This is a genomic window from Kordiimonas sp. (assembly GCF_965216265.1).
Classification (GTDB): Bacteria; Pseudomonadota; Alphaproteobacteria; order Sphingomonadales; family Kordiimonadaceae; genus Kordiimonas.
The window spans coordinates 2916852-2943271 of the sequence record NZ_OZ244153.1 but is presented as its reverse complement, the minus strand read 5'-3'; the positions used below and the strand labels follow the sequence as shown (position 1 = coordinate 2943271).

Below are 26420 nucleotides of genomic sequence, written 5' to 3'. Positions count from 1 at the left end.
AACCCCTGCTTCCCGCGTTAGAGCCCGGCCTGGAATCCGGGGTAACCAGATGCTGGTGCAACCGAGCCAAGCCCCTAACCGGCGGTTCACTTCCAAGTATATGGTGAGAGCTGCTGACCTAAGCAGAACAAGAAGACGATCTAGGCAGTTAATTCTATATATTCATTGAAAATCATCGATGAGACCTTGGCATACTTAAATATCGAAGAGAGCAACTTGCCCCCGTCGATCTTGATTATGCAGAAAAGGTTCATTTTATGCCTATCGCTTTGCCAACACCTTATGCTCTGTTTCTTGGCAATGAAACTGACGTCAGTAACGCAAAAACAGCCGCCGGAATTGCCCATTGGCAACGTGAGAATTGTGTATGCCAAATTCGCCTTGAGAACGGAACGGTTGATCTGTCCCTAGCTGACATGACTGTGCAGCAGGCGGTGAAATCTGGTGCAAAGTGCCTGGTGATTGGAGTTGCCAATTTTGGCGGGGTCATCGCACCCGATTGGCTGCCTGTTTTGAAGTCTGCGCTAGAGGCCGGCCTTGACGTTGCCGCGGGCCTGCACGCTAGGCTTAATGACATAGCCGAACTGCGTAACCTGGCTGAGAAGTACGGCAGAAAACTCTACGATATTCGTCAGCCTGAGCAAGTCTTTCGCGTGGGCTCAGGTGTGGAGCGAACAGGTAATCGCTTGCTAACAGTTGGAACGGATTGCTCTGTTGGCAAAATGTACACATCGCTCGCGATCGAAAAAGAACTACGCATGAGAGGGTGTGACGCCACGTTTCGTGCAACGGGCCAAACAGGCGTATTCATTGCCCGATCAGGAGTATGTGTTGACGCTGTTGTGTCGGACTTCATCTCTGGTGCGGCTGAAAGCTTATCGCCGGATAATGCAGCTGATCATTGGGACGTAGTGGAGGGTCAGGGGTCTTTATTTCACCCGGCTTTTGCTGGTGTTACCTTAGGGCTATTGCACGGCAGCCAACCAGATGCCTTGGTGCTTTGTCATGACGCTACCAGGGAAACGATTGAAGACTATCTGGATTTTCCAATCCCGGAATTTGGCCACTGTATGGAAACATATATAGCTGCTGCATCGCTTACTGCCCCGAATGCTCAGTTTGTTGGTATGAGTATCAACACCTCAAAACTAAATGATATCGAGGCCCACAAGTATCTTGTCCGCCTGGAACACCACCATAATTTGCCGTGCTGCGACCCAGTAAGAACAGGGGTTGCGGCCATTGTTGATAGAATGTTGAAAATAAACGATAGCTCGGGAGACAGACCATGATCCATCGCTATAGCGCCGCTGCTTTGGCTGCCCTTATGTTTGGGGCCAATATTATGCCTGCCTATGCTGAAGCTGTGAGGCCAACTTACCAGACATCCATTGATTTTGGGGTGTTGCAACAGCAAGTTTCGCACATAGCCGCACGCAATGCAGGGAATGTGGGGGTGGCGGTTCGCCACCTGGAAACAGGTCAATCATTTTATTTGAATGCCGATGTGAAGTTTTTCATGGCCAGCACATATAAGATACCGATGGCCGTACGTTTGTTGCAGATGGTTGATGAAGGTAAACTGTCTCTGGATGACCTAATTACTGTTCGTAAAGATGAATATGTAAAGTGGAGCGTTATTGAAGAACGTTTTGGTCGCGGGCCTGTCGCTATTTCCCTGTCCAATCTGCTTGAGTTGATGATGGTGTTAAGTGACAACACAGCAACAGATGTTCTACTGCGTGTTGTTGGTGGTGCTGAAGCTGTGACGGCAATGCTGCAATCGATGGATGTCCAGGATATGGTCGTCGCACGCGGCACAAAAGATCTGATTTTGGATTTTGCCAATTATGCTCCCCTCACCAAACTGGTTCGGGAGGACGGCCTTTCGTTTGCTGCCGCATGGGACCAGATGACACCAGAGCACTTGCAAGCAATGGACGATAAATTGAAGCTCGCGGAAGCGGACCCTTCACTTGCTGCATATTTAACTAACGACACCCGAGACAAGGCGACGCCAGCGGCGATGGTGAAGTTTCTTGAAAAAGTTTGGTCTGATAATGTCTTAAGTGACACCAGTACGCAGCTTTTGCAGGAAATAATGGCGCGTTGTGAGACAGGTGACGCCCGAATAAAGGGCAAATTGCCGCAAGGTACCCTTGTGATGCACAAAACGGGCACACTGGATTCATCGTTTGGCGTAACCAATAATGCTGGCGTAATTCAGTTGCCTGAAGGTAAGGGGAATCTGGCGATTGTTGTCTATACTACGAATGCCGATCAATCGATTGAATTCAATGAAGAAATTATCGCGGATATCGCCCAGGCCGCATACAATTATTTCGTTTACACCATTGTAAACCAGTGACATAGGGCCACGGGTTTACCCGTGGCCTTCTCCCTCCGCTCTCGCTCCGCATTCATCCTGGCTTCTTCCTCGGGAATAACTCCGCCTTCACGTCATGGTGGGGTTGTTCCTTGTTCAGGCCAGCGCCTCGCACGAAATAGCCGATTGACCATATGATCTTCTCTGGCCACTAGGCTTCAGTGTCTTGCTTCCACGGCTACAATCCTGGTGTTCGGTTTTGTCTGCGACCACTTAAAAAGCCCCCGCCGATAGGCAGGGGCTATAAGAATTATCAAGCGATTATGTTTGGTAAAGAGGAGGGTTTAGAAGTGGAATGAGAACTTCGCCCCAACTTTGCGCGGAGGTAACAAGACTTCTTGAATTACCAGATATGACAATACGTTGTATTCGTTGAACAGATTGTCTGCAAACAAGCGGAATTCCCAGTTGTCTGACCGAATACCAACACGCAAACCGGCTATATTATAGCTATCAATAGATCGGTCATCATCAAATACCACAGCTGTGAAGTTGTCAGCTGCTTCGCCAATATACTGGTAGCTACCACCAACGTAGGCATCTAGGTCATTCGTTAGGTTAAACTCATATTGCGCATCAAGTGATACTGTCCAGTCTGGGATATCACCAAGGCTATCACCTTTATAACCATCAATAACGGGGGCATCTTCTGTAAGGGTTGCATCCGTGTATGCGATGCCGGCGTTTACACTTAAGCCGTCAATCGGTCGTGCAAATACTTCCAGTTCAAAACCTTTACTCTCTGCCGACCCTGCATTGGATATATAGCTAACAAAATCGCCAACATCAGTATTCAGGAACTGATCAAAGACCTGCATATTTTGCCATTCAATATAATATGCCGCAGCATTCACAATAAGTTTGCCGTCAGCAAAACTGCCTTTGAAACCAGCTTCATAATTCCAGCTTACATCTGGTTGGAAGAAAGTGAATTCTTTCTCGGTCAGGCCGGGCGGTGTATCAACTGGGTTGTTGGCAGTGTGCCCACCGGCGCGGTACCCCTTTGTAACATTTGCATACAGGTTTAAATCTTCCGTTGCTTTATAGGTTAAAGCAAACTTTGGAGACCAGTTGGTGTCATTGCCGTTTGGCGGTGTTTTCAAAGTCGGGGCGCCGCCGAAGAAGCTTTCGGAGCCGTTATAACTATATACTTCCCTGTAGTAACGCAGCCCTAATGTCAGGTCCAAATTCTCGGTAAGTTCGTAGCTGCCTTCACCAAAAACAGCGTATTGGCGAATTTTGAACTCTTCAAGAAAGCTAATAAAAGGATCGGCGTCCAGCGCACCGTCCGTTACAAAAAAGATGTCCTGGTTAAAGCTCTGGTTGCGGCGGTTATAATATACACCAAAGAGCCAATCGAACTTTTCGTCACCGTTCGAAACCAGGCGCATTTCATGATTGAATATGCTGGTAGGCTCGTCGTTTTTTCGCCCTGCAAATTCATCATCAGAACCGCCAAATGCTATAAACTGTGAGAAAATCTGGTTTAGCTCTTGATCACGCTCATAATATCCTGTGACAGACGTCAGTGTCGCCGCGCCAAAATCATAGTTTGCATTTGCGCTTACCTGGAAAATGTTCTGAATGTTACTTTCGTCAATTGGCGCTCGCGTTTGATATCGCACGCCAATACGCGGGTTTTGCGTTTGCAGCGACCCCGTTGTCATTTTCTGATAGTAGGCACCCAGTGTGACATCAAACTCTTCATTCGGCTGGTATAGAAACTGAACGCGTCCCCCTTTGCGTTCCATATCATTGACGTCTTTTTTACCGGTTGTGATGTTGTCAATAAAACCTGAATCGTCACGGTAGTAACCAACAAACCTCATAGCCAATATGTCGTCTACGAGAGGAACGTTAACCATGCCTCTGGCTGCATAACCTTCACCGCCTTTGGATATTGAAGATAGTTCCAGATCACCAGATACTTCAAAACCCTCCATGCTGGGTTTATTGGTGCTTACCAGAATCGAGCCACCAATTGAGCCTTCCCCGTATAGTGTACCTTGTGGACCACGTAGGATTTCTACGGATCGGACGTCATATAATTCAAGGTCACTTTGCTCATTTTGTGATTGTGCGATGCCGTCAATGTAGTAGCCAACAGTTGAGGCCCGGCCAGAAACAGACGCAAGTCCACGTATGTTAACGCGGTTTTGGCCAGGGCCACTTTCATCAAGGGAAATTCCAGGGACAGTACGGGCATAACTGTCTAAATCTACGGCACCAATTCTGATCAGGTCGTCACCTTGCAAGGCGCGAACACTTAACGGTACATCTTGTAACTTTGCTTCACGCTTGGTTGCGGTGATAACAATTTCTTCCATGTTGAAAGTGGCATCATCGTTATTTTCTGGCGCGGTTACATTGTCTTGTGCAGCAACGGCCGGTATAAACATCCCGGCAAGAACAGTAGTTGCCATCCATGTTAGTTTACGCCGTTCTTTGTAATTATATCGGCTTTTCATCGTTTACTCCCATCATGATTATAACTGATACAGCGTTGGTAGATGAGGCTTGGTTACAGGCTTCCAGTATTCTCGCTGTATACAGACTGTCTGCGTTCTCAACGGCTACTATAGGAATGAACTGCCAAGAGGGCCTCAAAGGTCACTGTACCAAAGTTGCTCCGATGGATCGGCTGTATTGATAGGGAGGAAAAGCCCATATTTGGGCCTTCAGCAGCGTTTCGCAGCGGAATTCTCTTGAGCTGGTATGGTGGAGCCTGAGAGGCCTATAATAAAATAAGGCACAGTGTTTTTCGCAGCACTGTGCCTTATTTCTATGGTGAGAAAATTAGCCGTCTATACGTTTGAAATATAGATTTTTAACCACACTAAAATCGGTGAAGTCGAGGGCGGTCACTCGTCCCTGGCCATCTTTTACAACGTTTATCTTGATATATTGGTTGCCTATTACGTCATCGCCTAGATCAAAAATGGGCAGTTGTAGATCTTCAAAGGATACCCGTGTGGGGCGCTTTCCAATTAATAGATCTAGAGACTTTCCCTTGCGGACAATTTTATAATTTACATCAAGGTCTTCGTTATAATACGTGCCCACAATGGCATCTAACGTAGAGTCAGGAATTTCATTATCATCATTCTCAACAGTATCGGTTTCGTCAACCGCCTCAGCCTCTGTGTAATGGGCTTCCAGGAAAATATCTGATATTTTACCCGTGTACTCTGGGGCTATGAGATCACCACCATTACACAAGACCGCAACAGATAATTTATGATCAGGGTACCGAATGAAGTCTGTTATAAATCCTGCGAACTGGCCCGCGTGCCGCACATAGGGCACGCCCCTGTTCTTGCCAATGATGAGGCCGCCCGCATAATATACATCTGGAAAATATGTGGCCGGGTTACCGTCATTTTGAAGGCCAGGCGTAATCATGTTTTCCTTCACATGAGGACTCCAGACCGTGCCTTCGTAAAAGTCGTTGTCATATAGAGCGAGATCACCAACTGTAGTGAAAACACCGCCATCACCAATAAGCTCTTGTGGCGTGCCGCCAACTTTATAACCACCATCTTTCAGATCCGGTGTATATCCGTAAGCGCGGTTCTTAATGAGATGCGTAATGTCGTTATGAAAATGTGTGTTTTTCATGCCAAGCGGGTCAAATATCTTCTCTTTGGCATACTGGGCGAGCGTTTTACCTGTGACCCGCTCGATAATGATAGATTGTAGGACATACCCGGAGTTTGAATATGACATTTTCTCACCAGGCATAAAGTCTAGTTCTTTTTGCCGGGCGAGCATTTCCAGAAGTTCAACTTCGGTATAATAGTCTTGGTCCTTATAGCCCTTTAGAAAAAAAAGGGTCAGGAAATCCCTGATGCCACTTGTGTGGTTTATCAGGTTCTGAATGGTTATCCTTTCCCCGTAATCAGGCATTTCAGGCACGTATTTCCGGATATCATCATCGAGAGATATGCGGCCTTCCTGCGCCAGAATAATGGTGGACATTGCTGTAAATTGCTTTGAAGTTGAAGCAATGCGGAAAACTGTATCAGGCGTGATTGGTATATTGTGCTCTAGGTTCGCAAGGCCATAACCATTTTGGTATAGCATTTTGCCGTCTTTCATCACGCCTAAAACACAACCGGGAGCCTCGGCCTCTATGTTGCTGAATACATCATCCATGGCAGCAATATTTGCCGCAGATAAAGGCTCTTGAATTTTTTGGTCGGAACATGAAATGGCAAACAGACTTATTCCACAAATAAGACTTGCTTTAGCAAAAGAGGAAAACATACGGCACGTCCTTTATTAGTTTATTGAGCCTGAATATCTGAACTAGCTTTGCTAAATCTCAGCATATCGGGAATGATTTATTGCCGGAATCAGCAAATGTTGCCTGGCGAAGCTGATTATATAAGAGTCCGTCAGGAGATTCCGCTGAATCAAAAGTAAAAGGTATATGTTTCGCCTGTTAAAATTATTCTACAGTTCCCAGATCAACCGGCCCTTCGTCAGCAATATATTGGTCTTGCCCTCCGACGACGGTCCGAAGCACCTTAACATTAGGGATGTTTACCGGCTCTATCGTCAGGATATTCTCTGAAAGAACGGTAAAGTCAGCCAGCTTACCTATTTCCAAAGTGCCTGTACCCTTTTCCATAAAGCCTGCATAGGCATTTGCAGAAGTGTAAGCACGCAGAGCTTCCTCCACAGTAATTCTTTGCTCAGGTACCCAGCCGTCCGGGTTTTTGTTATCAATGGTGCGTCTGGTAACAGCAGCATAAATACCTTCTAGGGGTGACAAGGGTGCAACAAACCAGTCGGAACCAAACGTGAGGGAAGCACCTGCATCCAGTAAGGAGCGAAACGGGTATGTGCGTTTAATTCTATCCGCACCAATGCTGTTTTCCGCCCACCGACCATCATCAATAGCATGATATGGCTGCATGGAGGGAATGACCCCCAGAACTGCAAAACGTGTTATCGCGGATGATGATAAATGTTGGGCATGCTCGATACGAAAGCGTCTGTCTTTAACGCCATTCCTTTTGGATACCGTTTCAAAAATATCCAGAAGGTTATCATTGGCGCGATCGCCGATAGCGTGAATAGCAACATGGAGGCCAGCGGCGTCGGCGCCCTCGATCATGTTGGATAATTTTGTTGTGCCAATAACAGCAAACCCGCTGTTGTCAGGCGCATTTTTGTAGGGCTGATGGAACCATGCTGTGCCAGAGCCCAATGACCCATCAATATAACCTTTTAGACCACCCCACCGCAGCCAATCATCACCGCGTCCGTTATCGTCGATATAAGTAGCTACACGTGGCCACTCAGTAAGGGGCATAAAGCTATAAACACGCAGTTTGAGGGCGTTATTTCTGCGGGCGCGGCGGTAGGCTTCCAAATTATTCCAGGTTAGACCCCCAACTTCATCGTACCCCATATCATGGACTTGAGTAATGCCATTTGAGAGGGCCGCCCGGCTTGCTGCTGCAAGTGCTTTGTCCATCTCCTCTGCACTGGGTACCGGCATCACCTTCATTAACAATTCAATGGCATTGTCTTTTAAAATGCCGGTCGGTTCTCCCCTGTCATCTTTAACGATCACGCCACCTTCGGGTGCTACGGTATCACGTGTGATATTGGCTAGTGACAGCGCATATGAGTTTGCGAGCACCATGTGGCCATCAAGACGCCTGACCGCAACGGGGTTATCGGGTGTAACATCATCAATCCATGTTTTGTCAGGTAGCGAGCCTCCCCATAATTCATGGTCCCAGTTACCGCCAAGAATCCACTGATCGACTGACATATCTCTAACATGTTCAGCAACCCTATTTTTGAAGCCTTTAGGGGTGGTCGCTGATCGCAGGTTCACGCTCGCTAAATCAGAGCCTGCCATCAGAAAATGAACATGGTTATCTACAAAACCCGGCACAACAAAAGCGCCAGCTAGGTTTATTATCTGGGTGTTTTTATCCACATAGGCCTGTATGTTTTCAGTAGTGCCGAGCGCTAAAATTCGCGCGCCTTTAACAACTATTGCCTCTGCTCTTGGGGCTTTATTATTGCCTGTCCAGATATGTGCATTTGTATAGAGTTTATCGCCAACCAAGGCATCTGAGCCGGCACTTGGCAAAAAGCCACCAATGCAGATGGCGGCCATCATGGCAAAACGCAATACATTCACTGACCATACTCCCTAGTTGAATATTGGAAGGCATTTGATGATCAGATAGCCTATCGCTTCCTGGCAGGCGCATTGGCCTGAATAGCGGCTACTTTCCGTCAGAAACATTAAGAGAAACCAGTTTTTCATAGATTTTAGCCCGAACAGCTCAAACTCGTTTCTCCTCATCCCCAAGCGTCCGTTCCTGCCATATTTATGTGCTAGGCGGTCGAAGCGAGTATTTGGCGGCGATATTTTCGAGGGAATACTAATTCTCTTCCGGGCGATATTCATAAAGAAATGCCCCAATTTGATGCGCCTCAAAATGATGCCGAACTTTCCTGAAGTTTCAGGTGATTGAGCTATCCGGAAACTATGACGCAGAATCCATGTGATGTGTGACGCGCGACAGCGTGTCGCATTTCAGAAAATGCCGGATTCCAGACTCATATAAAACAATAACTAAACCAGTTCCGACGTCATAAAAATGTGGTCGCCAGCGACTTACCGCGCCCCAGTTCAGCCCACACGGATTTTTCTGTATTTCTTTGGTGTTGCATAGTGTGGCCCTCCACGTTTTTCCCTTTGGATAAAGGTCACATGAAGCAAAGCCGTTGCATAACTGAGCCTGTATTTACTTGATAGTTAAGTTCGACCTAAATGCTCAAAGACGCACATTCGGGCGTGCTATTTCTACCTGTCCACAGATGAGCGGACAAAATTCTGTCCGGTAGCCTGTGACATAAATACGTCCACCGAGCAGCCTCCTGTGATATACAACTCAGGCTAAATCATTGTTAATTATGAATCGAAAATCCGGCGTTTTCTGAAACGCGACAATATTGTTAAAGGAGGATTTTGGTCTCATCGTAATGACGTAAGGAATGAAGATGAGAGCAAAATCAGCAAGTTCAAAAAGCGGGGCCGAGAAGGCGGCCAAGGACATCCGCCTAATCACCCGAGCACTTGCACAAGGCTGATCGCTACCCTGTTTTATGCTGTCAGAAACCTAAGTCCAAGGTGGTACAAAACCACTTATTCGGCTGATTGGTATTCAAGCTCAACGGCAAACGTGCTGCCGGTGGTGTATGCCTCCACCCGCCAGCCCAAAACATCACAGATGCGCCGCACCAGATAAAGCCCCTGCCCGAGCCCGTTGCTGTGGCTGCCCTTGCTGTTACTCAAGAGCGGGTCACTGGGAAGTGGTTCGCTCACCGGGTTCTGGAAAATGATCTTATGGTCATCCGCGAATATTGTGAGGGACGGGGCCGAGCCATGCGTGACAGCATTGGTGAGGAGGTTGTTGAGCAGAAGGGTCAAAAGGTTGCGGTTTGCCCGAACCTGCAACGTGGCCGGAATATCGATACTCAGGTCAAAATTGTCGCTCGTCGCCAAGTCCGGGTGGCGGATTACACTGCTTTCCAGCAGGTTCAGGAACACCACGGGTTCCATCATCTGGCTTTCTTCCCGCGCAAGGGCCAGGAGCGTATCGATGGTTTGCTCAAGCTCCTGCACGGCAGTTGATAGCTGCACGGCCTGCTTGGTGCTCAGCACCGTCTCGCCATTCGTTTGCTGCACTAGGTTTTTCAAAATGGTTGTGGGCGTTCTAAGCTCGTGGCTCACATCGCGGGTAAAGTCAGATTCCCGCTTGAGCATGGCCTTGATATGGAGAAGGCTGTGCTCGATCTCATGCGCCAGATAGCCGATCTCATTCTCCGGGAAAGCGGCGGCAAAACCCGGCTCAACCTTGTCTAGATCAATAGCCTCCACCTTTTCCTTCAGCGCCACCAGCGGCTTGGATGCAGCACTTGCCAAAGGCCATGCGATCAGGAGCGCGAGCGCCAGAAAAAGCGCCAAAATGCCCACAAGCGTGAGCGTAACGTAGGGCAGATATTCGCCGCCAACTTCAAAGGCACTGACATCTGCAACCAAAATCCGGACGTCATCCCCCAGCGTGATTGGATGCAAATGGAGCGTGCCTCCGTCGCTGCCCGTAAATTCAATACGTGCCGGGTCTTTTAAATGTTGCTGGTACATATCACCGGGCAAGGCAGCCCAGCTTTCATACAAGGCGAGGAAAGGCGCACGAGGTGCCACTATGTCGCCATTGGCTTTAAACTGAGTGGCAATGTAATACGCTTCATTGGAGACGATTTTGTTGAAAACATTGTCTTCCACCATCCAGGAATAGGCGAGAAGAAACAGGCTGTAGCAAAGACAGGTGAACAGCGTAAAAGCGGCAAAAAGCAGGTAAATGCGCCCTCTGATGCTATGTTTTTGTGTCACTGCCTGCATCCAGTTTAAAACCAACCCCGTGAATGGTTTTGATCATAGCGTGATCAAACGCCTTATCGACAGCTTTCCTGAGCGTATAGATGTGCGAACGCAGGGCGTCACTGTCGGGGAAGTCGTCTCCCCACACTTTTGTCACCAGTTCATGACGGCTGACGGCGTTGGGATAAGCATCCGCCAAAGCCTTCAGGATGGCATAATCTGTTGCACTCAGCTCAATGGGCTGGCCCATACGGCGAACCTGCCGCTGGCCCGTATCGATTACCAGATCACCGATCGTGAGGGTGGATGATTTATGCAATTGATGCCTGCGCGCCAGGGCGCCGCACCGCATGGCAACCTCTGCCAGCTCAAACGGTTTGGTAAGATAGTCATCTGCTCCGGCTGCGAAGCCCAAACCCTTATCGGCAAGGCTGTCTCGCGCGGTGAGCATGAGAACGGGCATATTAACGCGGGCTTTTGCCTTCAACTGAGCGCAGAGGTCCACACCGTCTGCGTCTGGCAGCATCAGGTCAAGCACCACCACGTCAAAATCATGGTCATCAACAAGCGCAAGCGCGCGGCGTCCTGTGTCGGCATAATCCACCACAAACTGCCGTTCGCTGAGATAGTCATACAGCTGTTCGGCAATGGCGTGATTATCTTCAACAATCAGGACGCGCGTGTGGCTCATGGTTTTCCTTATCTGCAGTGGCCCCATCAACAGGCCCAAAAAACGGGGGCCCGAAGGCCCCTCATGTCATCGGCTTTCGTCTATCAGCGCAAGTGCTTTCTCAAGCTCTACGTCCCGGCCATCACGCAGCGTTACCTGGGTGGCGTGCACGCTATGGTCCGGCTTTACCCCACCGGGCGCAAGCGAGCCACTTGGGCGCACCAGCATGCGGGTTGTAATGTAGGCCCTCAACTGGGAGTGCGGTAGGTTAAAAAGGTTCCCCTGCGCTGTCTGGTTGGCGTTGCCGCCGGTTTCCTGCCCGATGAGTGTGGCGAAGCCAAAATCTTTCACCGTTGAGGCAAACACAATACCGGAGGAATAAGTGATCGGGCTGATAAGCACATAAGTGCTGCCACGCCAGCGTTTTGTGTCGCCCACGGGGTCGATCCAGTCGTCCCATGCGGTATCGATGACTTCACCAACCTCGCCCTTATAGTTCATGAAGCCGCGGTTATCGTGGTTCAATTTCTCCCGCATGCGGGAGATCATACGGAAAGGCTTGTCGGCAATATAGCGCGCAAGATACATCGCCGTATCTGTGTTGCCGCCGGTGTTCTCACGCACATCGATTATAAGCGATGACGCACCCGCTTTTTGGAAAGCTGTAAAAGCTTCATCGGTAAAGTTCTCAAACCAGTCGGGGTCGATATCAAAATGCCCGATATGCAGGAAAGCGGTACCGTCCGGCAGCATGCGATAGGAGAAAGCCTGACCATTTTCCCCAGCCCCGCCTTTTACCTGCCAGTCTTGCGTGTTGGTGATGGTCTGCGAGACGGTATTCGCCCCCGTTTCAAGCTCCAGCGAAAAATCACCCGCAATGCCGTAAACAGCCCAGAGATAGATAGGGAACCGCCCCGCAACAAATTGCTTGCGCAGATATTCCGTTTCACCGCCCACATAGCGCTGCATGGTATTGATCAACTGATCAGCCGGAATGCCGTTAATCGAGGCGATACGGCTGCCCGCAGCAATATGCACACCCTTGGCATCGCTCTGCCCTTCCTTGATCAGAAGTTGGTCTTTCTGGTCGATATGAACCAAGAAGGGGAAGGGTTTGGTGCCTGCTTCCCGAAGCGCTTCATATTCCTGATAGGGCCAGATAAGCATGGAGTGACCATCGCCGAACTTATGGGTCAATTGCCCCACGTGGCGGAAAAACTCAAGCCGGGTGAGAGGCTCGCTGATACCCGCCTTGATCTCAGCCACCGCGGCCTTCAGCGCGGCCTGATCAGCATAATCCGCAAGGCTTGGGTGGCGTTCAAGCGCCCCATAATAGAAAGCGTCAACATCCTCGCGCATCTTGTCAACCGCCAGCTTTTCGCTAACAAGCTTCGGGTCTTCAAGCGGGGGGAAAATATCCAGGTGAGGGTCTGAGCATGCACTCAGAAAGCATGCAAAAACCATGATATAAAGTGAGTTCATCCGTGCCATCGTTGGTTCCTTCTTATTGATTTGGCAGGAGCCTAACGCGGGCGATGTGAAGCTTTTGTCAAGGCAGGCATATAGCCCACCGATGAAAGGCATCAGGAACCACAAGGTATTGACGTTGCCTGTTGTCGCCTCAAGCATCAACAAACTTATCGGCTTTCATAAGCCTAATCACATGGGTGTTGACCAGATTAGACCAAGGGTCGCCGATGGCGGCACCCTCCTCTGCATCAACGCTCTCAATGTATAGCCGACGTTGGCTAAGCCTGCACTAATTCATCGCTGTACAAGAAGGGTATCATTCAAAGAGGGCGTAGCGCCTGGCATAGCTTAGCCCTCCATTGCCCATTTATCAGCGGATGACTATAGCTCAACTCTGACTATGATACTTTCTAGGTACTTATTGCCCAGAATTCCTGGGCGAACTGACATCCCCATCACTCAGGACAGTTGTTTCGGTCTCTTGACTAACAATAGAACTCACTCTGCACCTCCCCAATTTACACGACAGTTCTTGGCCACAAAATACAGTGATAGATTGTATTCTGCTCTATAGATGTAGTGTATGCAGGTGGCGCAAAAATACAGTGCCCCCAGATGGATAATAGAGAACCCCGATGCTCCGTAAGTCAGGCCCCAAAAAGCCAGCAACCCAGGAAACACGAACACAAGACTTTTTACCGCTATGGCCGAAGGAAGATTGACGTCCAGCAAACCAAATTTATATGCAAACTCTAATGGACCGACCTTCGACCTAGCCCTCATACCTCGAGCGGAGTAGGCGGTAAATGCAAACGAACAACTCATGAGCATTAAAAAGAACATATAGTAGAACTTGAAAATGTTCGGCAGCTCCAGTTCCAAAATTAAATAGATAACGGTGGGAGCAACTGAGACCAGGAAGGTAATAGCGTAAGTTAGAAAAGGCCTGTCCCGACGGCATACCTCTAGAAAATTCTCACCTACATGAGCCCTATTATCGGTTGTAACCGCTAAGTAAATAGCTGTTGATCGTGTATTTGAAATCCAAGAAGTTTTCCCTAAAATATAATCAAACAGGACTGCCAGCGGCAAAGAAAGGAGCGCGTAGACATCCGCCTCTTGCGAGAGTAGGGCTACCAATATCAACAACAAAAACATATGTCGCCTGATACCCTTCACCAGTTTCAGGTACCAAGGCTGCCACGAGCCATCCTTTACCCATGTGGGCACCCCATCAATCTTTTGAGCGCTACCAGCCACTAGTCGCCTCCCAACTCAATGACCGACTTCTCGCCTGTTTGCGGGTCGGTTTTGTGCATCTTGAGGCTTTTGCCTTTAAGGACACCGGTGATCAGATCTGAAAGGCAGACCTGTGCCAGCGTGCTTTTAACAGCTTCGATATTGCTACGCATGTTCGTTGTTTCCCGCCCCCCAAAACCTGAGCACAACACTATGAGTTGTGCTCAGCCCAAGTCAAGCGAGCAGGATTTGGTACCCTAAAGGCCAATCCTATGCCTTTTCGGTACTCGGCAGGTAATCCGCGACAGACCCATCAAAAGTTGGGTTTCCTTGCGGCAAGACCATACCTATAGTGCGGTAACGCAAAATCTCAGCCTTCATAAAAAGACGGCGATAAACGGCGAGGCTCGCATGAGGAAACAACCGCACACAGCATGGGGTGCAGTGCCCCGGCACAGGTGCAGCGAAGACAGGCGCGCAAGGATTGGGCGAAGTTTCCGCGCAGCGTTGAACGCGGGCGCCCTCACCACCGGCATGCTGGCTGGCTCTCTCACTTGTGCAGCCGCTGCGGAGGATGTCGCGCCGGGCAGCGTTGAGGAAATCAGCGTTACTGCCGTCAGAAGCGAAGACCGCGCGCTTCAGCCCGCCCAGTCCCTGAATGAGCAGGATATTGAGAGCAGGCTACCCACTGATTTTACCGAGGTGTTCCGCGCTGTGATGGGCGTAGGCATTCGCACCAACTCTCGCGGGGAAGCCGTGCTCAGGCTGCGCGGGTCTGAGGAGCGCCAGTCACAAATATTCATTGACGGTGCCCCCATCAGCGTGCCGTGGGACGGCCGCGCCGACCTCTCCCTCTTCCCCGCAAGTTTCATCAGAAACGTCAGCATCATCAAAAGCGCGGCACCCATTGAATACGGCGCCAATGCCGTACTTGGGGTGGTGGATATCTCCACCTTCGAGACGAGCGAAACTTTCAAGCTGAACGCCCGAAGCGAGGTGGGCAGCCATAATTCCTATCTGGTTGAGGGCGAAGTTTTTGTGCCCATCGGCGAGGTAGACGTGCAACTGGGGGCCAACCATTTCAGCCGGGACGCTGTCAGCGTCGCGAGCCGGGAGCCAATCCCCTATGACCCGCTTACTGGCGACGGGCGAACCAACACGGACCTTGAGAGCACCAGCTTTTTTGCCGCCGCCGCTCTTGAACGGGAGTGGGGCACCCTCCGTGTCACGGCCATGGATATCGATGCTGATAAAGGCATTGCTGCCGCCGCCCATATTGACCCCGCAGAGGGCAACCCGCGCTTCTGGCGCTACCCCAACTGGCATATGACCCAACTGGGCCTGGCCGGGGATATCGCGCTCAGTGAGACAACCGGCCTGCGCATCAATGCCTGGCACCAACGCTTTGAGCAAAAGATCGTCTCCTACAGTGATGTCACCTACAGCACGGCAGAGGACCGGCAGGATGACCGGGACCGTACCTATGGCGGGCGGCTGGTACTCTCGCACGACTGGCAAAGCCTGACCACACGCCTTGTGACCTCCCTGCAGGAAAGCACGCACACACAAACGGAGACCGACCTCACGGCAAACACCAACAGCGTGCCGGAGCAGTTCCGCCAGCGGCTCATCAGCATCGGCGGTGAGGTGGATATCCCCCTTGGTAGCAGGGTGAAAAGCTCATTCTCGCTGGCGTATGACCGCGCTTCCACACCGCTTACCGGCGGGCGGCCAGTTCAGGCTGCCATCTCAAACTGGGCTGCAAGTGGTGCGACCGAATGGCAGGCATCAAACGAGCTGACGATCACCGCCACACTAGGCCAGCGCACACGCTTCCCCACCATGCGGGAGCTGTACGGCAACGCGCTTGGCCGGTTCCTTTTGAACCCTGACCTCAAACCCGAAACCGCGCTTGTGGGCGACCTTACCTTCGCATGGGCACCCGCCACGTTACCGCTTGAGCTGACACTTACCCCGTGGTTCACCCGCATTGACGACACGCTTTCGCAGCGTAACGTGACGGTGGACGGTGTCTCGCGCAGGCAGCGCTACAATCTGGACGGCTCAAACGGATACGGCATTGAGGCCGGGGCAAGCTGGCAGACCTCTAGTGCTGTCACCTTTGAAGCCAATGCTTTCTGGCAGGAGTTGAAGGCTGACAGGCTTGATGACGGCACCCGCCCTACCCTTTACCAGCGGCCCAAGGGCCAACTGCTGTTGGCCGCCAACTATGGCTTTGCAAACGGCGGCAATGTGCGGGCAGAGATGAACCATCTGAGCCATGCCTTTGATGAAAATGAAGACGGCACGGTTGCAAGACTTAGTGGCTCAACCGAGTTCAATGTCAAATTTTATATGCCGGTCAAAATGACCACTTACGGCATCTGGCAGGTCTATGGCGCCCTCAATAATATCACCAATGCTGTAGTGCTTCCCCAGCTTGGCCTGCCGGACGCGGGCCGCACATTCAAACTGGGCCTTCGCCTCGTGAGCGACTGACCACATAAGCACCTCGCGAATATGTGAAGTGCAGATGAACTAAAAAATGCCAACATAGCGCCCGGTTCGGGAGCGCCATCTAGGTATTGAGTAACGTGTGAGATTTGTCTGACCATAGACAATCAAAGGGCGTTGGGGGGACATCTTCCAACAGAGAATTGAAGAGAACCGATACAAACGGGGGGACACCTATGAAAATCGGGATAAATATTGCACTTGCAATGATGCTCGCTGCCACACCGGCGATGGGCGCAGACGACGCAGAACAGAAACCACAGAAACCAATGTCAGCCAAGACATTCGATGGCCTCAAGGTCAGGAATATTGGCCCGGGCTATATGTCTGGCCGGGTGGCGGACATCGCAGTTGATCAAACCGCGCCAAACACATGGTATGTGGGCATTGGCTCAGGCGGTGTGTGGAAAACCGTAAATGCGGGCACCACATGGACACCAATTTTTGACAAACAGGACGTCTATTCAATCGGCGATGTCACAATCGATCCAAGCAACCCGAACATCATCTGGGTGGGCACGGGCGAAAACAACGCGGGCCGCCATATCGCGTTTGGCGACGGTGTTTATAAGTCGCTTGATGGTGGCAAGACATGGAAGAACATGGGTCTCACCAAATCTGAGCACATTGGTGACATCATTGTGCACCCCACCGATTCGAACACCGTCTGGGTATCGGCGCAGGGGCCTTTGTGGTCAAAGGGTGGCGAACGCGGCCTCTATAAGACCACAGACGGCGGCAAAACATGGCGCAATGTGCTTGAGGGTGATGAATGGACCGGGGTTGGCTCTGTAGCCATCGACCCTCAAAACCCGGACAAGCTTTATGCCGCCACATGGCAGCGCCAGCGCACCGTTGCAGCCCTTGTGAACACGGGGCCAGGTTCCGCGCTTCATACATCTGATGACGGCGGCGAAACATGGGTGAAACTGAAAAACGGCCTGCCCAAGGAAAACATGGGCAAATCCAGCATCGCTGTGTCACCGATCGATCCGAACGTAGTGTATGCCGCCATTGAGCTTGACGAGCGCAAGGGCGGTTTCTGGCGGTCTTCCGACAAAGGCGCAAGCTGGGAGAAAATGTCAGACAAGGTCGCGGGCGGCACCGGGCCTCACTACTATCAGGAAATTTTCGCGGACCCTGACACGTTCGACATGATCTATATGTCCAACAATGCGAGCGCTGTCTCCAAGGATGGCGGCAAGACATGGGAGACCATGAACCTGAAGAACCGCCACGTGGATGACCACGCTTTTGCCTTCCACCCCACAGACCCTGATTTCATTCTCGTGGGCTCTGACGGCGGGCTTTATGAAAGCCGGGACGACATGGCAACATGGCGCTTCATGCAGGGCATCCCGGTTACGCAGTTCTACAAGATCGCAGCCGACGACGACCTGCCCTTCTATAATGTTTACGGCGGCACACAGGACAACTCCACGCAGGGCGGCCCAAGCCGCACCATGCGCGCAGACGGCATCAAGAACTCAGACTGGTTCCTGATCCTGGGCGCAGACGGCCACCAGCCAGCAACAGAACCCGGCAATCCGGATATTGTCTACGGCCAATGGCAAAAAGGCAGCCTTTCCCGGCATGACCGCAGGCTGCGCGAAAGCACTTACATCCAGCCCCAGGGCAAACCGGGTGATCCGGCCGAACGCTTCAACTGGGATGCGCCGATCAACGTATCGCACCACGACCCGAAGCGGCTTTATCATGCGTCACAGCGCCTGTGGCGGTCAGACGACCGCGGCGATAGCTGGACGCCGATATCGGGCGACCTGACAAGGAACGGCAACCGGCTGCATATGCCGATGATGGACCGCACCTGGAGCCGCGAGGCAGGCTGGGACCTGTACGCCATGTCTGACTATCACACCATCGCAAACGTGGCAGAAAGCCCGGTTGACGAGAACATCCTTTATGTGGGCACGGATGACGGCCTCATTCAGGTCACCACCGATGGTGGCCAGAACTGGACCCGCTATGAGATCGGCAAAATCAAGGGTGTGCCAGAGCGTGCGTATGTAAACGATATCCGCGCCGACCGTTTCGACGCCGATACGGTTTATGCTGCCCTCGATAACCACAAGGAAGGCGACTACAAGCCTTACCTGATCAAGAGTACCAACCGCGGCAAGTCGTGGCAGATGATCACCGGTGGCCTGGGGGAGAAAAACCTCGTCTGGCGTATCACACAAGACCATGTGAACAAGGACCTGATGTTCCTTGGTACCGAGTTTGGCCTGTATTTCACGGTTGATGGCGGTAAAGAATGGATTGAGCTGACAGGCGGTGTGCCAACCATCTCCTTCCGGGATGTCCGCATCCAGCGCCGGGAAAACGACCTTGTGGCTGGTAGCTTCGGTCGCGGCATCTTCATCCTTGATGACTATACTCCGCTACGGGGCCTCAATGCTGCAGCCCTTGAAAATGAAGCTCTGTTGTTCGCCGACCCGGAGACACTGCTTTATGTGGAAGATGAGCTTCACAGCGACAGCCAGGGTGACGACCAATGGGTCGCGGAAAACCCGCCTTATGGTGCAATGCTTACCTATTACCTGAAGGACAACTTCAAATCAGCCAAGGAACAGCGTGTCGAGGCCGACAAGAAAGCTGTCAAAGATGGCAAGGGTGTATTGTTCCCTGCGTGGGATGTGCTTGAAGCCGAACGCCGGGAAGAAGAGCCTGCTGTGTTTGTTACCATTCGCGACGGGGCCGGCAATGTTGTGCGGCATGTGGCTGCGGCAAACAAGAAAGGCGTGCACCGGGTTGCATGGGATCTTCATCACGCGATGAAAACAGCCATCACCAATGAACCACGGCCAAGCTGGATGGGCGAGCCTAAAGGTGTGAGGGCGCTGCCGGGACAATATACCGCCACGCTCAATGTTCGCCAAAATGGTGCTATCCGTGAACTGGTTGGTCCTGTCTCGTTCAATGTTAACGAGCATGTCAAGCCAACGCTGGCCGGCGCCACACCGCAGGAGGCGCAGGCATTCCAGCAACGGGTGATCAAGGCACAAGCTGCCGTAAAGGCTGCCAGCATCACCATTGGCGACCTGCAGGAGAAGCTGAGCGGCTACCGCACGGCGCTTGACCGCACAGCGGACAGAGCAGCCCTTGAGGCACAGTTCGCAGCCATCCGCGCTGAGCTGTTCAGCCTTGAGGAAGCGCTTGACGGCCAGCAGTCCCGTAACCAGATGGGCGCAGCGCCTGAGACCATCTCAAGCCGGGTCAGCTTCGCCAAGTCCAGCAGTTCAACAAGCTATGGGCCAACGCCTCAAAGCCGGGAGCAGTTGGGTTATGCACTTGATGCCTTCACCGGTGTGAAAGCGCAGCTTGAAACGCTGATGAACACCACCATCCCGGCGTTTGAACAAGCGCTTCTGGACGCTGGTGCGCCATGGGTACGCGGTGCTGGCACGCTGCCGGACGCGAACTAAAACGTCGCTTGGTCGAGCCAGATAGCGGCTCAGAAAAACAAAGAACCACCGGGTTTCCCCCGGTGGTTCATGCTTTTAGGGGTAGCCACTTCTAAAAACCGATCTCTACCGCAACTGTCAGTAGCACCATCGCGATAAATGAGAAGATAAGCCACAGCGGGAAGATAAACTTCGCCCAGCGGCCCCACCCAACCTGCGCGGTGGCCAGATAGGCCAGCAACGTGCCTGACGTGGGCGTCAGCATATTGGTAAGGCCATTGCCAAACAGGAAAGCAAGCACCGTTGTTTGTGGCGGCACGCCGGAAAGCTGGCCGATAGGCCCGAGTATGGGCATGCTCACCGCTGCCTGCCCGGAGGTGGACGGAATGAGAAAATCAAGCAGCAGCTGTGAGACAAACATGCCCTGCGCCGCCAGCACCGGGCCACCGCCACCCACCATATTGGTAAGGCTGTTAACAACAGTATCCAGCACGCGACCATCCGCCAGCACAACAGACACAGCCGTCGCCACACCGATCAGCACACTGGCCATCAGTACTTTTTTCATCCCAAAAACAAAGGCATTCGCGGCTTCGCTGGCGCCCAAACCGCTGAGTGCCGCAAGCACAAGGCTAAGCCCGATATAGTAGGCCGACAAAGCGTCATGGTGCCAGTGCCACCGGTTGGATGCATAAACAAGAATGCCCACACCCATCACCAATGCCAGAAGGGAAAGCGTGTGACGAAGGGACAGGCGTTCAGCGCTAAATTCAACCACCTCCGTGCGGGAGAAACCCGCCCGGCGCACCATAACCATCATGAATGCGATCCCCACCGTGAGGAACACCAGATAACAGGCGAACCGAAAGCCCGCACCGCTGAATATCTGCAGGCCCACCAGCGGCTGCGCAATCGTCAGGGGGATGGGGTTGGTGACAGAGGTGAGGTACCCGACCTTGACCGACACCGTAACCACCGCAAGCCCAATGATACGGGACATGCCAAGTCGCTCGGAAAGAGCGGCCATGATAGGGATCACCAGAAGGTACTCAGACGCAAGACCGAGGAAGCTGCTACCGGCCGAGAACACCACCATAAGCCCGGGCACCAGCACATACATGTTGCCTTTAAAGACGCTGAGCAGGCGCTCAAGCCCGGCGTCGATCGCGCCCGACCGGGTGAGAATACCAAACATGCCACCAATAATAAGCACCATGAAGATAAGGCCGGAACCACGTGATAAGCCTTCCGGGATAGCCATAAGCGTGCCAATAAAGCTCACGGGGCGAGCCTCAGCAGCCCCCTTACCGTCATCCTCGCCGGGAATAGCAAACAGGTTGGCAAGCGAACGGTCTTTCTCGATCACCTCAAAACTACCGGGGACCACCAGGTTGCCCTGACGCTCAAACGCGCCGGAATCAATCACATAGGTCAGCACCATGGCCAGCACAAGAATACCAAGCAGAATAACAATAGGGTTTGTTGTATTGCTGCGCGCTTCAGCCTTTATGGCGTCCACACTCTCGCGTGCTTCGGCTTCTTGCTCGTGAAGGTCTATTTTCGTTTTGCTCATGGCTTATGCCCCGACACAACAGGCAGGATAATGTGTGACGGGCGCTTTCCGTCCATGAAAACCTTGTTGCGCGCACGCAATGTGGTTGTCCATGCGCCTTCAGGCTCGCCCGTGTTGGGGTTGATGTCAAAATGCGGGAAATTGCTGCTTGCGATATCGATACGCACCCGATGCCCCTTCTTAAACAGGTTTGCCGTGGCAAACAGTTCAACGCTGATCTCACAAACCTTGCTCGGCTCCAGAAGTTCAGCCTCTTCCCAGCTATCACGGTAGCGCGCGCGCAGGATACCATCGGTGATATTCATTGCAAAGCCGTCTGGAAAATCCGCATTTGCGGGATGCACATCAATCAGCTTCACCACAAAGTCCGTATCCACACAGTCGGATGAGACCCATAACCGGGCCTGTACTGGCCCCGCGATTGTCAGGTCATCCGCAAGCGGTGGCGTTTCAAAAGAGATAACATCCGGCCTATCCTTCAGAGCCCGCCCCGGTGCCACACAGCCAAAAAACATATCGCTCTCACGCTGGTCAAACGCGCCACCAATCATCAACGGCTCACCTGATGTCACCGCACCGCCAATGGTGGGGGTGGGCTGGCGCGGGTCGTAGACATATTCAACATAAGCCTCGCCACTTTTGGGAGCCTGCCACGCAAGCGCGCCTCCCCTTTCAAGGTAAAGCGCCGTCGGTTTAGCGTCATCAAGCGGCCAGTCACTGAAGGATTGCCACCGCCCGCCATGCTCGAGCCGCCCGGCATTGTCTGCCGTGCTATCGCCGCCGCCCATCACAAAAAGAGTTACCGGATTTTCTTCATCAAAGGTGCCGGTACGTTTGCCCTTGAGATAATGGTCAAACCACGCGAGGCGATAGTTGAGATAGTCCATGCCAAAATGGTTTTCAAAAACCGCATCCGCACCAAAATCAACGTCGCCTGAAAACGAGAACGAGCGCTGACCATGGGTCCATGGCCCCATCGCCATGAAGGTGGGGCTTTTTCGGCCTTCCTTGAGGCCAAGATAATTGGTCACCGATGTAGCGACATAGGGGTCATACCAACTGTTGAGGATCATCACCGGAATGTCGGGGACCTGGCTGTAATGCTCAAGCGCCGACAGCCCAAGCCGCTGCCAATAAGGGCCGTAAGTGCCGTTTTGCCACTGCTCGAACAAATAGGCTTCATACTCTGGCGCGGCGCTGAGCGGTGAATGCCCAGGCGTCCAGGGCATGTCATGGAACCAGTCCCCCAGCACTACGTTCTCAAGCGCCTTCTGGCGCGCCGGGTCGGCTTTTGTCTTAGGGCTAAGGAGCGCGTGTTTATAAGCCCAGGTAACCTGCTTCAGCTCAAACGCACCACCACGGCGGATACCCCCGTGATACGCGCTGGCGAAGCCACCGGAATCGAGGAACATGCAGGCAAGCCCGGGCGGGTTAAGGCACGCAGCAGAAATTTGCGTGTGCGAACCGTAAGAAACACCAAAGGTACCAATCTGGCCGTCGCACCAGTCCTGCGCCACAATCCAGGCCATGGTGTCATAGCCGTCTTCCGCCTCATGCAGGTATTTGGAGAATGTCCCTTCCGAGCCGTATCGGCCACGACAATCCTGCATCACCACCACATAGCCACGGCGGGCAAACCAGCGCGCTATATCAGCGCGTGACCGGGCGGCAGGAAATTCAACCGACTTTTCAGACCTGTTGAGGCCCTGTTTGTTATAAGGGGTACGCTCCAGAAGCACAGGCCATTTGCCGCCGCTCTTTCGCTCAGACAAGGCATGGGGCAGGTACACATCGGTCGCCAGATGCACACCATCGCGCATTGTTACCATTACATCCTGCATTATCGTCAACTCTTGAACGGCCTCTGACACGAACCCAATTCCATTCTTACTTGATGATGACACCCGGTTTAGGCGCAAGCCTCCAGGTCGGTCTTTTGGGGATGTTCCCCGTCTGATCTGAATACAGCCAGGACCAGACAGGGAACAGCAGACTTCAAAACCAGTACTGCCGTGTTCTTAACCGCCGAACCGGGCCGTAAAGCGCAGATACCCGAAGGTGCCTTTCGCGTTGTAGGTATTGATGTCAAAGTTCACATTGGTGTTCACAAGCGACACAGGCGGTTGCTGGTCGAAGATGTTTTCAACACCCATGGTGATGGACATCGCGTCATCCCGGAAGTGATAGGTTGCTGCGATATCATGATACCAGATCGCAGGGATATCACCGGCGGTGGTGTCGCTTGGGTCTTCGTCCGTTGAGCCAATCATACGGGCCGAATAGTTGGCCGACCAGTTGCCCTTGTGCCACTGGATGGAGCCTTTGCCGCGCCACTTGGGAATGCTTTCCCGAAGTACGTTTGAAGTGCCTTCCCGTTCCTGCACGGTGATAGAACCGTCATCGTTCACCAGCTCGTCAGTATAGTTGGTGAGGTAAGACGCATCGATGAGGAAGGTAAAGTCTCCCATATCTGTGCCGTCCACCTGATACCGCGCGGTCATGTCCCACCCTTCAACAGTTGTGGTGTTGAGGTTAACCGGGCCGTCCAGCAGGTTGGTAATCTCACCTGCCGCATCGCGGCTGATCAGGTCGCATTTGTCACCCGTATTGGCACAGAGGTTGAGGATACGCTGTGAGCCAAGGCTGGTGATCGTGTCCGACACCTTGATACGGTACCAGTCTACGGAAAGAGAGAGCCCCGGCACGGCCTTTGGTGTCAATACGGCACCGACCGAATAGTTGCGTGATGTCTCTGGTTGCAGGTCAGGGTTACCGCTTACCGTTGCTGTCACCGCGTTGCCCGCCTGCTCATAGGTTGCTGGCACACCGGCACAGCCAACAAGGCCAGCACCGCCCCCGCTGCAGGGGTCGTTCGCCACAAGGTTGGTGGCCCGCTCTGCCGGGGTGGATTCGAGGATAGACGGCGCACGGAAACCTTCCGCAAAAGTGGCGCGTATAAGCAGGTCCTCAACCGGGCGCCAGCCAATACCAAACTTGGTGTTGGTGGTGTCACCGAAGGTGCTGTAGTGCGAGTAGCGTACTGCTGCGTCGATATTCAGGTCATGTACCAGCGGCATGTCCTTCAGAAGCGGTACATTCAGCTCTGTATAAAACTCATAGAGATCATAAGACCCGCTTGAAGCTTCGCGCGGCGCGGAAGATGTGGTGCGGTAGCTATTGAGCACAGGGCTCGCGCCAACAAAGTAGTCAGGGTTATCAAACGCGCTTTCACGGCGATATTCAAAGCCGCCCGCAAAACCAACAGTACCAGCCGGCATTTCAAACAGGTCACCGGTGATGTTTGCTGTCAAGTCATGCTGGCGGGTGCCATGCTCGTCATGGGCATCGTAGCGCAGATAGTCGGTCATTGCTTCTGTCAGCGGGCCGAAATAATTGATTGGCACACAATCAGATACCGCCGCGCAGGCATCGTTTGACCCGAGCCCAAGCGCCAGATGTTCCATATTGATCTGGTTAAGTGAATCGAACGTAGAATCGTTCTTGCCGTAGGAATAAAACACCTCCCACGACCAGCCGTTCGAGAATTCACCGTCAAGGCCAGCAGCAAAACGCCATGTTTCAACATTTTGCAGGTTTACCCGCTGGCCAAGCTCATCCAGCTGACGCGTAAGGTTCAGGCTGGACCCGGTTTCTTCGCCAAACGGGTTGAACGGATGGTCTGCTGGCAGAACATAACCCTCACCGCCACGCACGCGCGGTGTGATGGGTGAGAACAACTGGTCTGAACGGCGGTTGTTATAAAGGATCTCCGCTGTCGCATGGATACCCTCGGTGATCTGATATTCAGCCTGCCCCCAAATAGCATAGCGGCGCAGCGGACCAGTAACATAGGTATGGTCATAAATATTGGTGCGGTCTGCCGGGTCAACATAAGGCCTGAAATCATCTACCGACGTACCGTCCCGCCCTGCGATGGTGGTGAGCACGCCGCCAAGCGGTGTGCCAGTATAGCGGCCATTAGGGTTTGTGGTTGACCAGCTGTTGAGCGGCTCGCGTGTCAGCTCCCGGTCTTCGGTGTAAATTTCCTGCTGGTCTGTATACATGGCTGACACGAGAACCGAGCCACGGTCAAACGTCTGGCCCCAGGTCAGGTCAAAGCTCATGCTCTCCCCATCCCCGCGAGAGGTGCTGCCGCCATAGGCGTTTACCTCAAACCCATCCATTTTTTTGGTGTGGATATTGATCACACCCGCAATTGCGTCTGCACCGTAAATTGCGGTGGCGCCGTCCTTCAGCACCTCAACCCTCCCAACGATGGACTGCGGAATGGTGTTCAAATCCACAAAGTCACGGAAACCACGTGTACCGGAACCCGCCACCCAGCGGTGCCCGTTCACAAGAACCAGCGCACGGTTTGCACCAAGGTTGCGCAGGTTAATGCTGCTGGTGCCGTGGCTAACGCCGCCAGACCCGTTCGAGTTCAGACTAAAGCCAACGCCGGGCAGCTCTTGCAGCATTTCACCCATGGACACAAGGCCCGTGGCGTTCAGGTCATCACCTGACAGTGTAAACACCGGGCTGTTTGATACCTCGTCCTGGCGCTTGATGCGTGAGCCAACGACCGAAACCTCTTCAAACACCATCGGCTCATCAGCTGACGATGCGCTTGTTTGTGCTTGCACCGATGCGGCAAAAACACTTGATCCCAAAATGGTGCCAAGCATCAACAGGCTATGGCGTGATCGTTTCATTACACAGTTCTC

Annotated in this window: 16 protein-coding genes; 5 read left to right on the top strand and 11 right to left on the bottom strand. The window is 52.5% G+C overall.

The genetic code is table 11. The annotated features are described in order from the left end of the window. The first annotated feature begins 263 nt into the window (after nt 1-263). Entirely contained in the window at nt 264-1292 is a 1029-nt protein-coding gene (dgcN, locus tag ACOOGA_RS13640; RefSeq protein ID WP_417460088.1) for an N-acetyltransferase DgcN, read from the top strand. After that, entirely contained in the window at nt 1289-2368 is a 1080-nt protein-coding gene (bla, locus tag ACOOGA_RS13635; protein WP_417460058.1) for a class A beta-lactamase, read from the top strand. The genes dgcN and bla overlap by 4 nt, the downstream gene beginning before the upstream one ends. Before the next feature lie 302 nt (nt 2369-2670). Here the strand turns inward: bla and ACOOGA_RS13630 are convergent, their stop codons facing one another. From ACOOGA_RS13630 to ACOOGA_RS13605, 6 genes are all read right to left on the bottom strand, one after another. Further along, complete coding sequence (locus tag ACOOGA_RS13630) at nt 2671-4854, bottom strand: TonB-dependent receptor (protein ID WP_417460057.1); 2184 nt, start codon at nt 4852-4854, stop codon at nt 2671-2673. Between the two features lie 328 nt (nt 4855-5182). Next, a complete protein-coding gene (locus ACOOGA_RS13625) occupies nt 5183-6652 on the bottom strand; it encodes a serine hydrolase domain-containing protein (RefSeq protein ID WP_417460056.1) in 1470 nt (489 codons plus the stop codon). Between the two features lie 184 nt (nt 6653-6836). Then, nucleotides 6837-8552, bottom strand: coding sequence for an amidohydrolase (locus ACOOGA_RS13620; RefSeq protein WP_417460055.1), 1716 nt, complete (start codon nt 8550-8552; stop codon nt 6837-6839). Nucleotides 8553-9566: 1014 nt separating this feature from the next. Next, on the bottom strand, nt 9567-10817 hold the full coding sequence (locus tag ACOOGA_RS13615; RefSeq protein ID WP_417460054.1) for a sensor histidine kinase: 1251 nt from the start codon (nt 10815-10817) through the stop codon (nt 9567-9569). After that, entirely contained in the window at nt 10801-11496 is a 696-nt protein-coding gene (locus tag ACOOGA_RS13610; RefSeq protein ID WP_417460053.1) for a response regulator transcription factor, read from the bottom strand. The genes ACOOGA_RS13615 and ACOOGA_RS13610 overlap by 17 nt, the downstream gene beginning before the upstream one ends. Nucleotides 11497-11562: 66 nt before the next feature. After that, nucleotides 11563-12966: a S41 family peptidase gene (locus tag ACOOGA_RS13605; protein ID WP_417460052.1), complete on the bottom strand. Its 1404-nt coding sequence runs from the start codon at nt 12964-12966 to the stop codon at nt 11563-11565. 82 nt (nt 12967-13048) lie between these two features. Here ACOOGA_RS13605 and ACOOGA_RS13600 point away from each other — a divergent pair, with 82 nt between their 5' ends. Beyond that, a complete protein-coding gene (locus ACOOGA_RS13600) occupies nt 13049-13213 on the top strand; it encodes a hypothetical protein (protein ID WP_420428881.1) in 165 nt (54 codons plus the stop codon). Nucleotides 13214-13443: 230 nt separating this feature from the next. On the opposite strand, the gene ACOOGA_RS13595 is transcribed toward ACOOGA_RS13600, so the two are convergent. Then, nucleotides 13444-14205 (bottom strand): hypothetical protein, encoded by a 762-nt coding sequence (locus tag ACOOGA_RS13595; RefSeq protein WP_417460051.1) that lies wholly within the window; start codon nt 14203-14205, stop codon nt 13444-13446. Beyond that, nucleotides 14205-14357: a hypothetical protein gene (locus ACOOGA_RS13590; RefSeq protein ID WP_417460050.1), complete on the bottom strand. Its 153-nt coding sequence runs from the start codon at nt 14355-14357 to the stop codon at nt 14205-14207. The genes ACOOGA_RS13595 and ACOOGA_RS13590 overlap by 1 nt, the downstream gene beginning before the upstream one ends. A 238-nt stretch (nt 14358-14595) precedes the next feature. On the opposite strand from ACOOGA_RS13590, the gene ACOOGA_RS13585 reads away from it, so the two are divergent. Further along, complete coding sequence (locus ACOOGA_RS13585; protein ID WP_417460049.1) at nt 14596-16683, top strand: TonB-dependent receptor plug domain-containing protein; 2088 nt, start codon at nt 14596-14598, stop codon at nt 16681-16683. A 191-nt stretch (nt 16684-16874) separates the two neighbouring features. Next, complete coding sequence (locus tag ACOOGA_RS13580) at nt 16875-20144, top strand: VPS10 domain-containing protein (protein ID WP_417460048.1); 3270 nt, start codon at nt 16875-16877, stop codon at nt 20142-20144. A 91-nt stretch (nt 20145-20235) separates the two neighbouring features. Here ACOOGA_RS13580 and ACOOGA_RS13575 read toward each other — a convergent pair whose 3' ends face one another. The 3 genes from ACOOGA_RS13575 to ACOOGA_RS13565 form a co-directional block, all read right to left on the bottom strand. After that, nucleotides 20236-21696 carry a YfcC family protein gene (locus tag ACOOGA_RS13575; RefSeq protein ID WP_417460047.1) on the bottom strand — a complete coding sequence of 487 codons (1461 nt, stop codon included), beginning with the start codon at nt 21694-21696 and terminating at the stop codon, nt 20236-20238. Then, nucleotides 21693-23537: a CocE/NonD family hydrolase gene (locus tag ACOOGA_RS13570; protein ID WP_417460046.1), complete on the bottom strand. Its 1845-nt coding sequence runs from the start codon at nt 23535-23537 to the stop codon at nt 21693-21695. The genes ACOOGA_RS13575 and ACOOGA_RS13570 overlap by 4 nt, the downstream gene beginning before the upstream one ends. A 177-nt stretch (nt 23538-23714) precedes the next feature. Continuing rightward, nucleotides 23715-26408 (bottom strand): TonB-dependent receptor, encoded by a 2694-nt coding sequence (locus ACOOGA_RS13565; protein ID WP_420428879.1) that lies wholly within the window; start codon nt 26406-26408, stop codon nt 23715-23717. Nucleotides 26409-26420 lie beyond the last annotated feature (12 nt).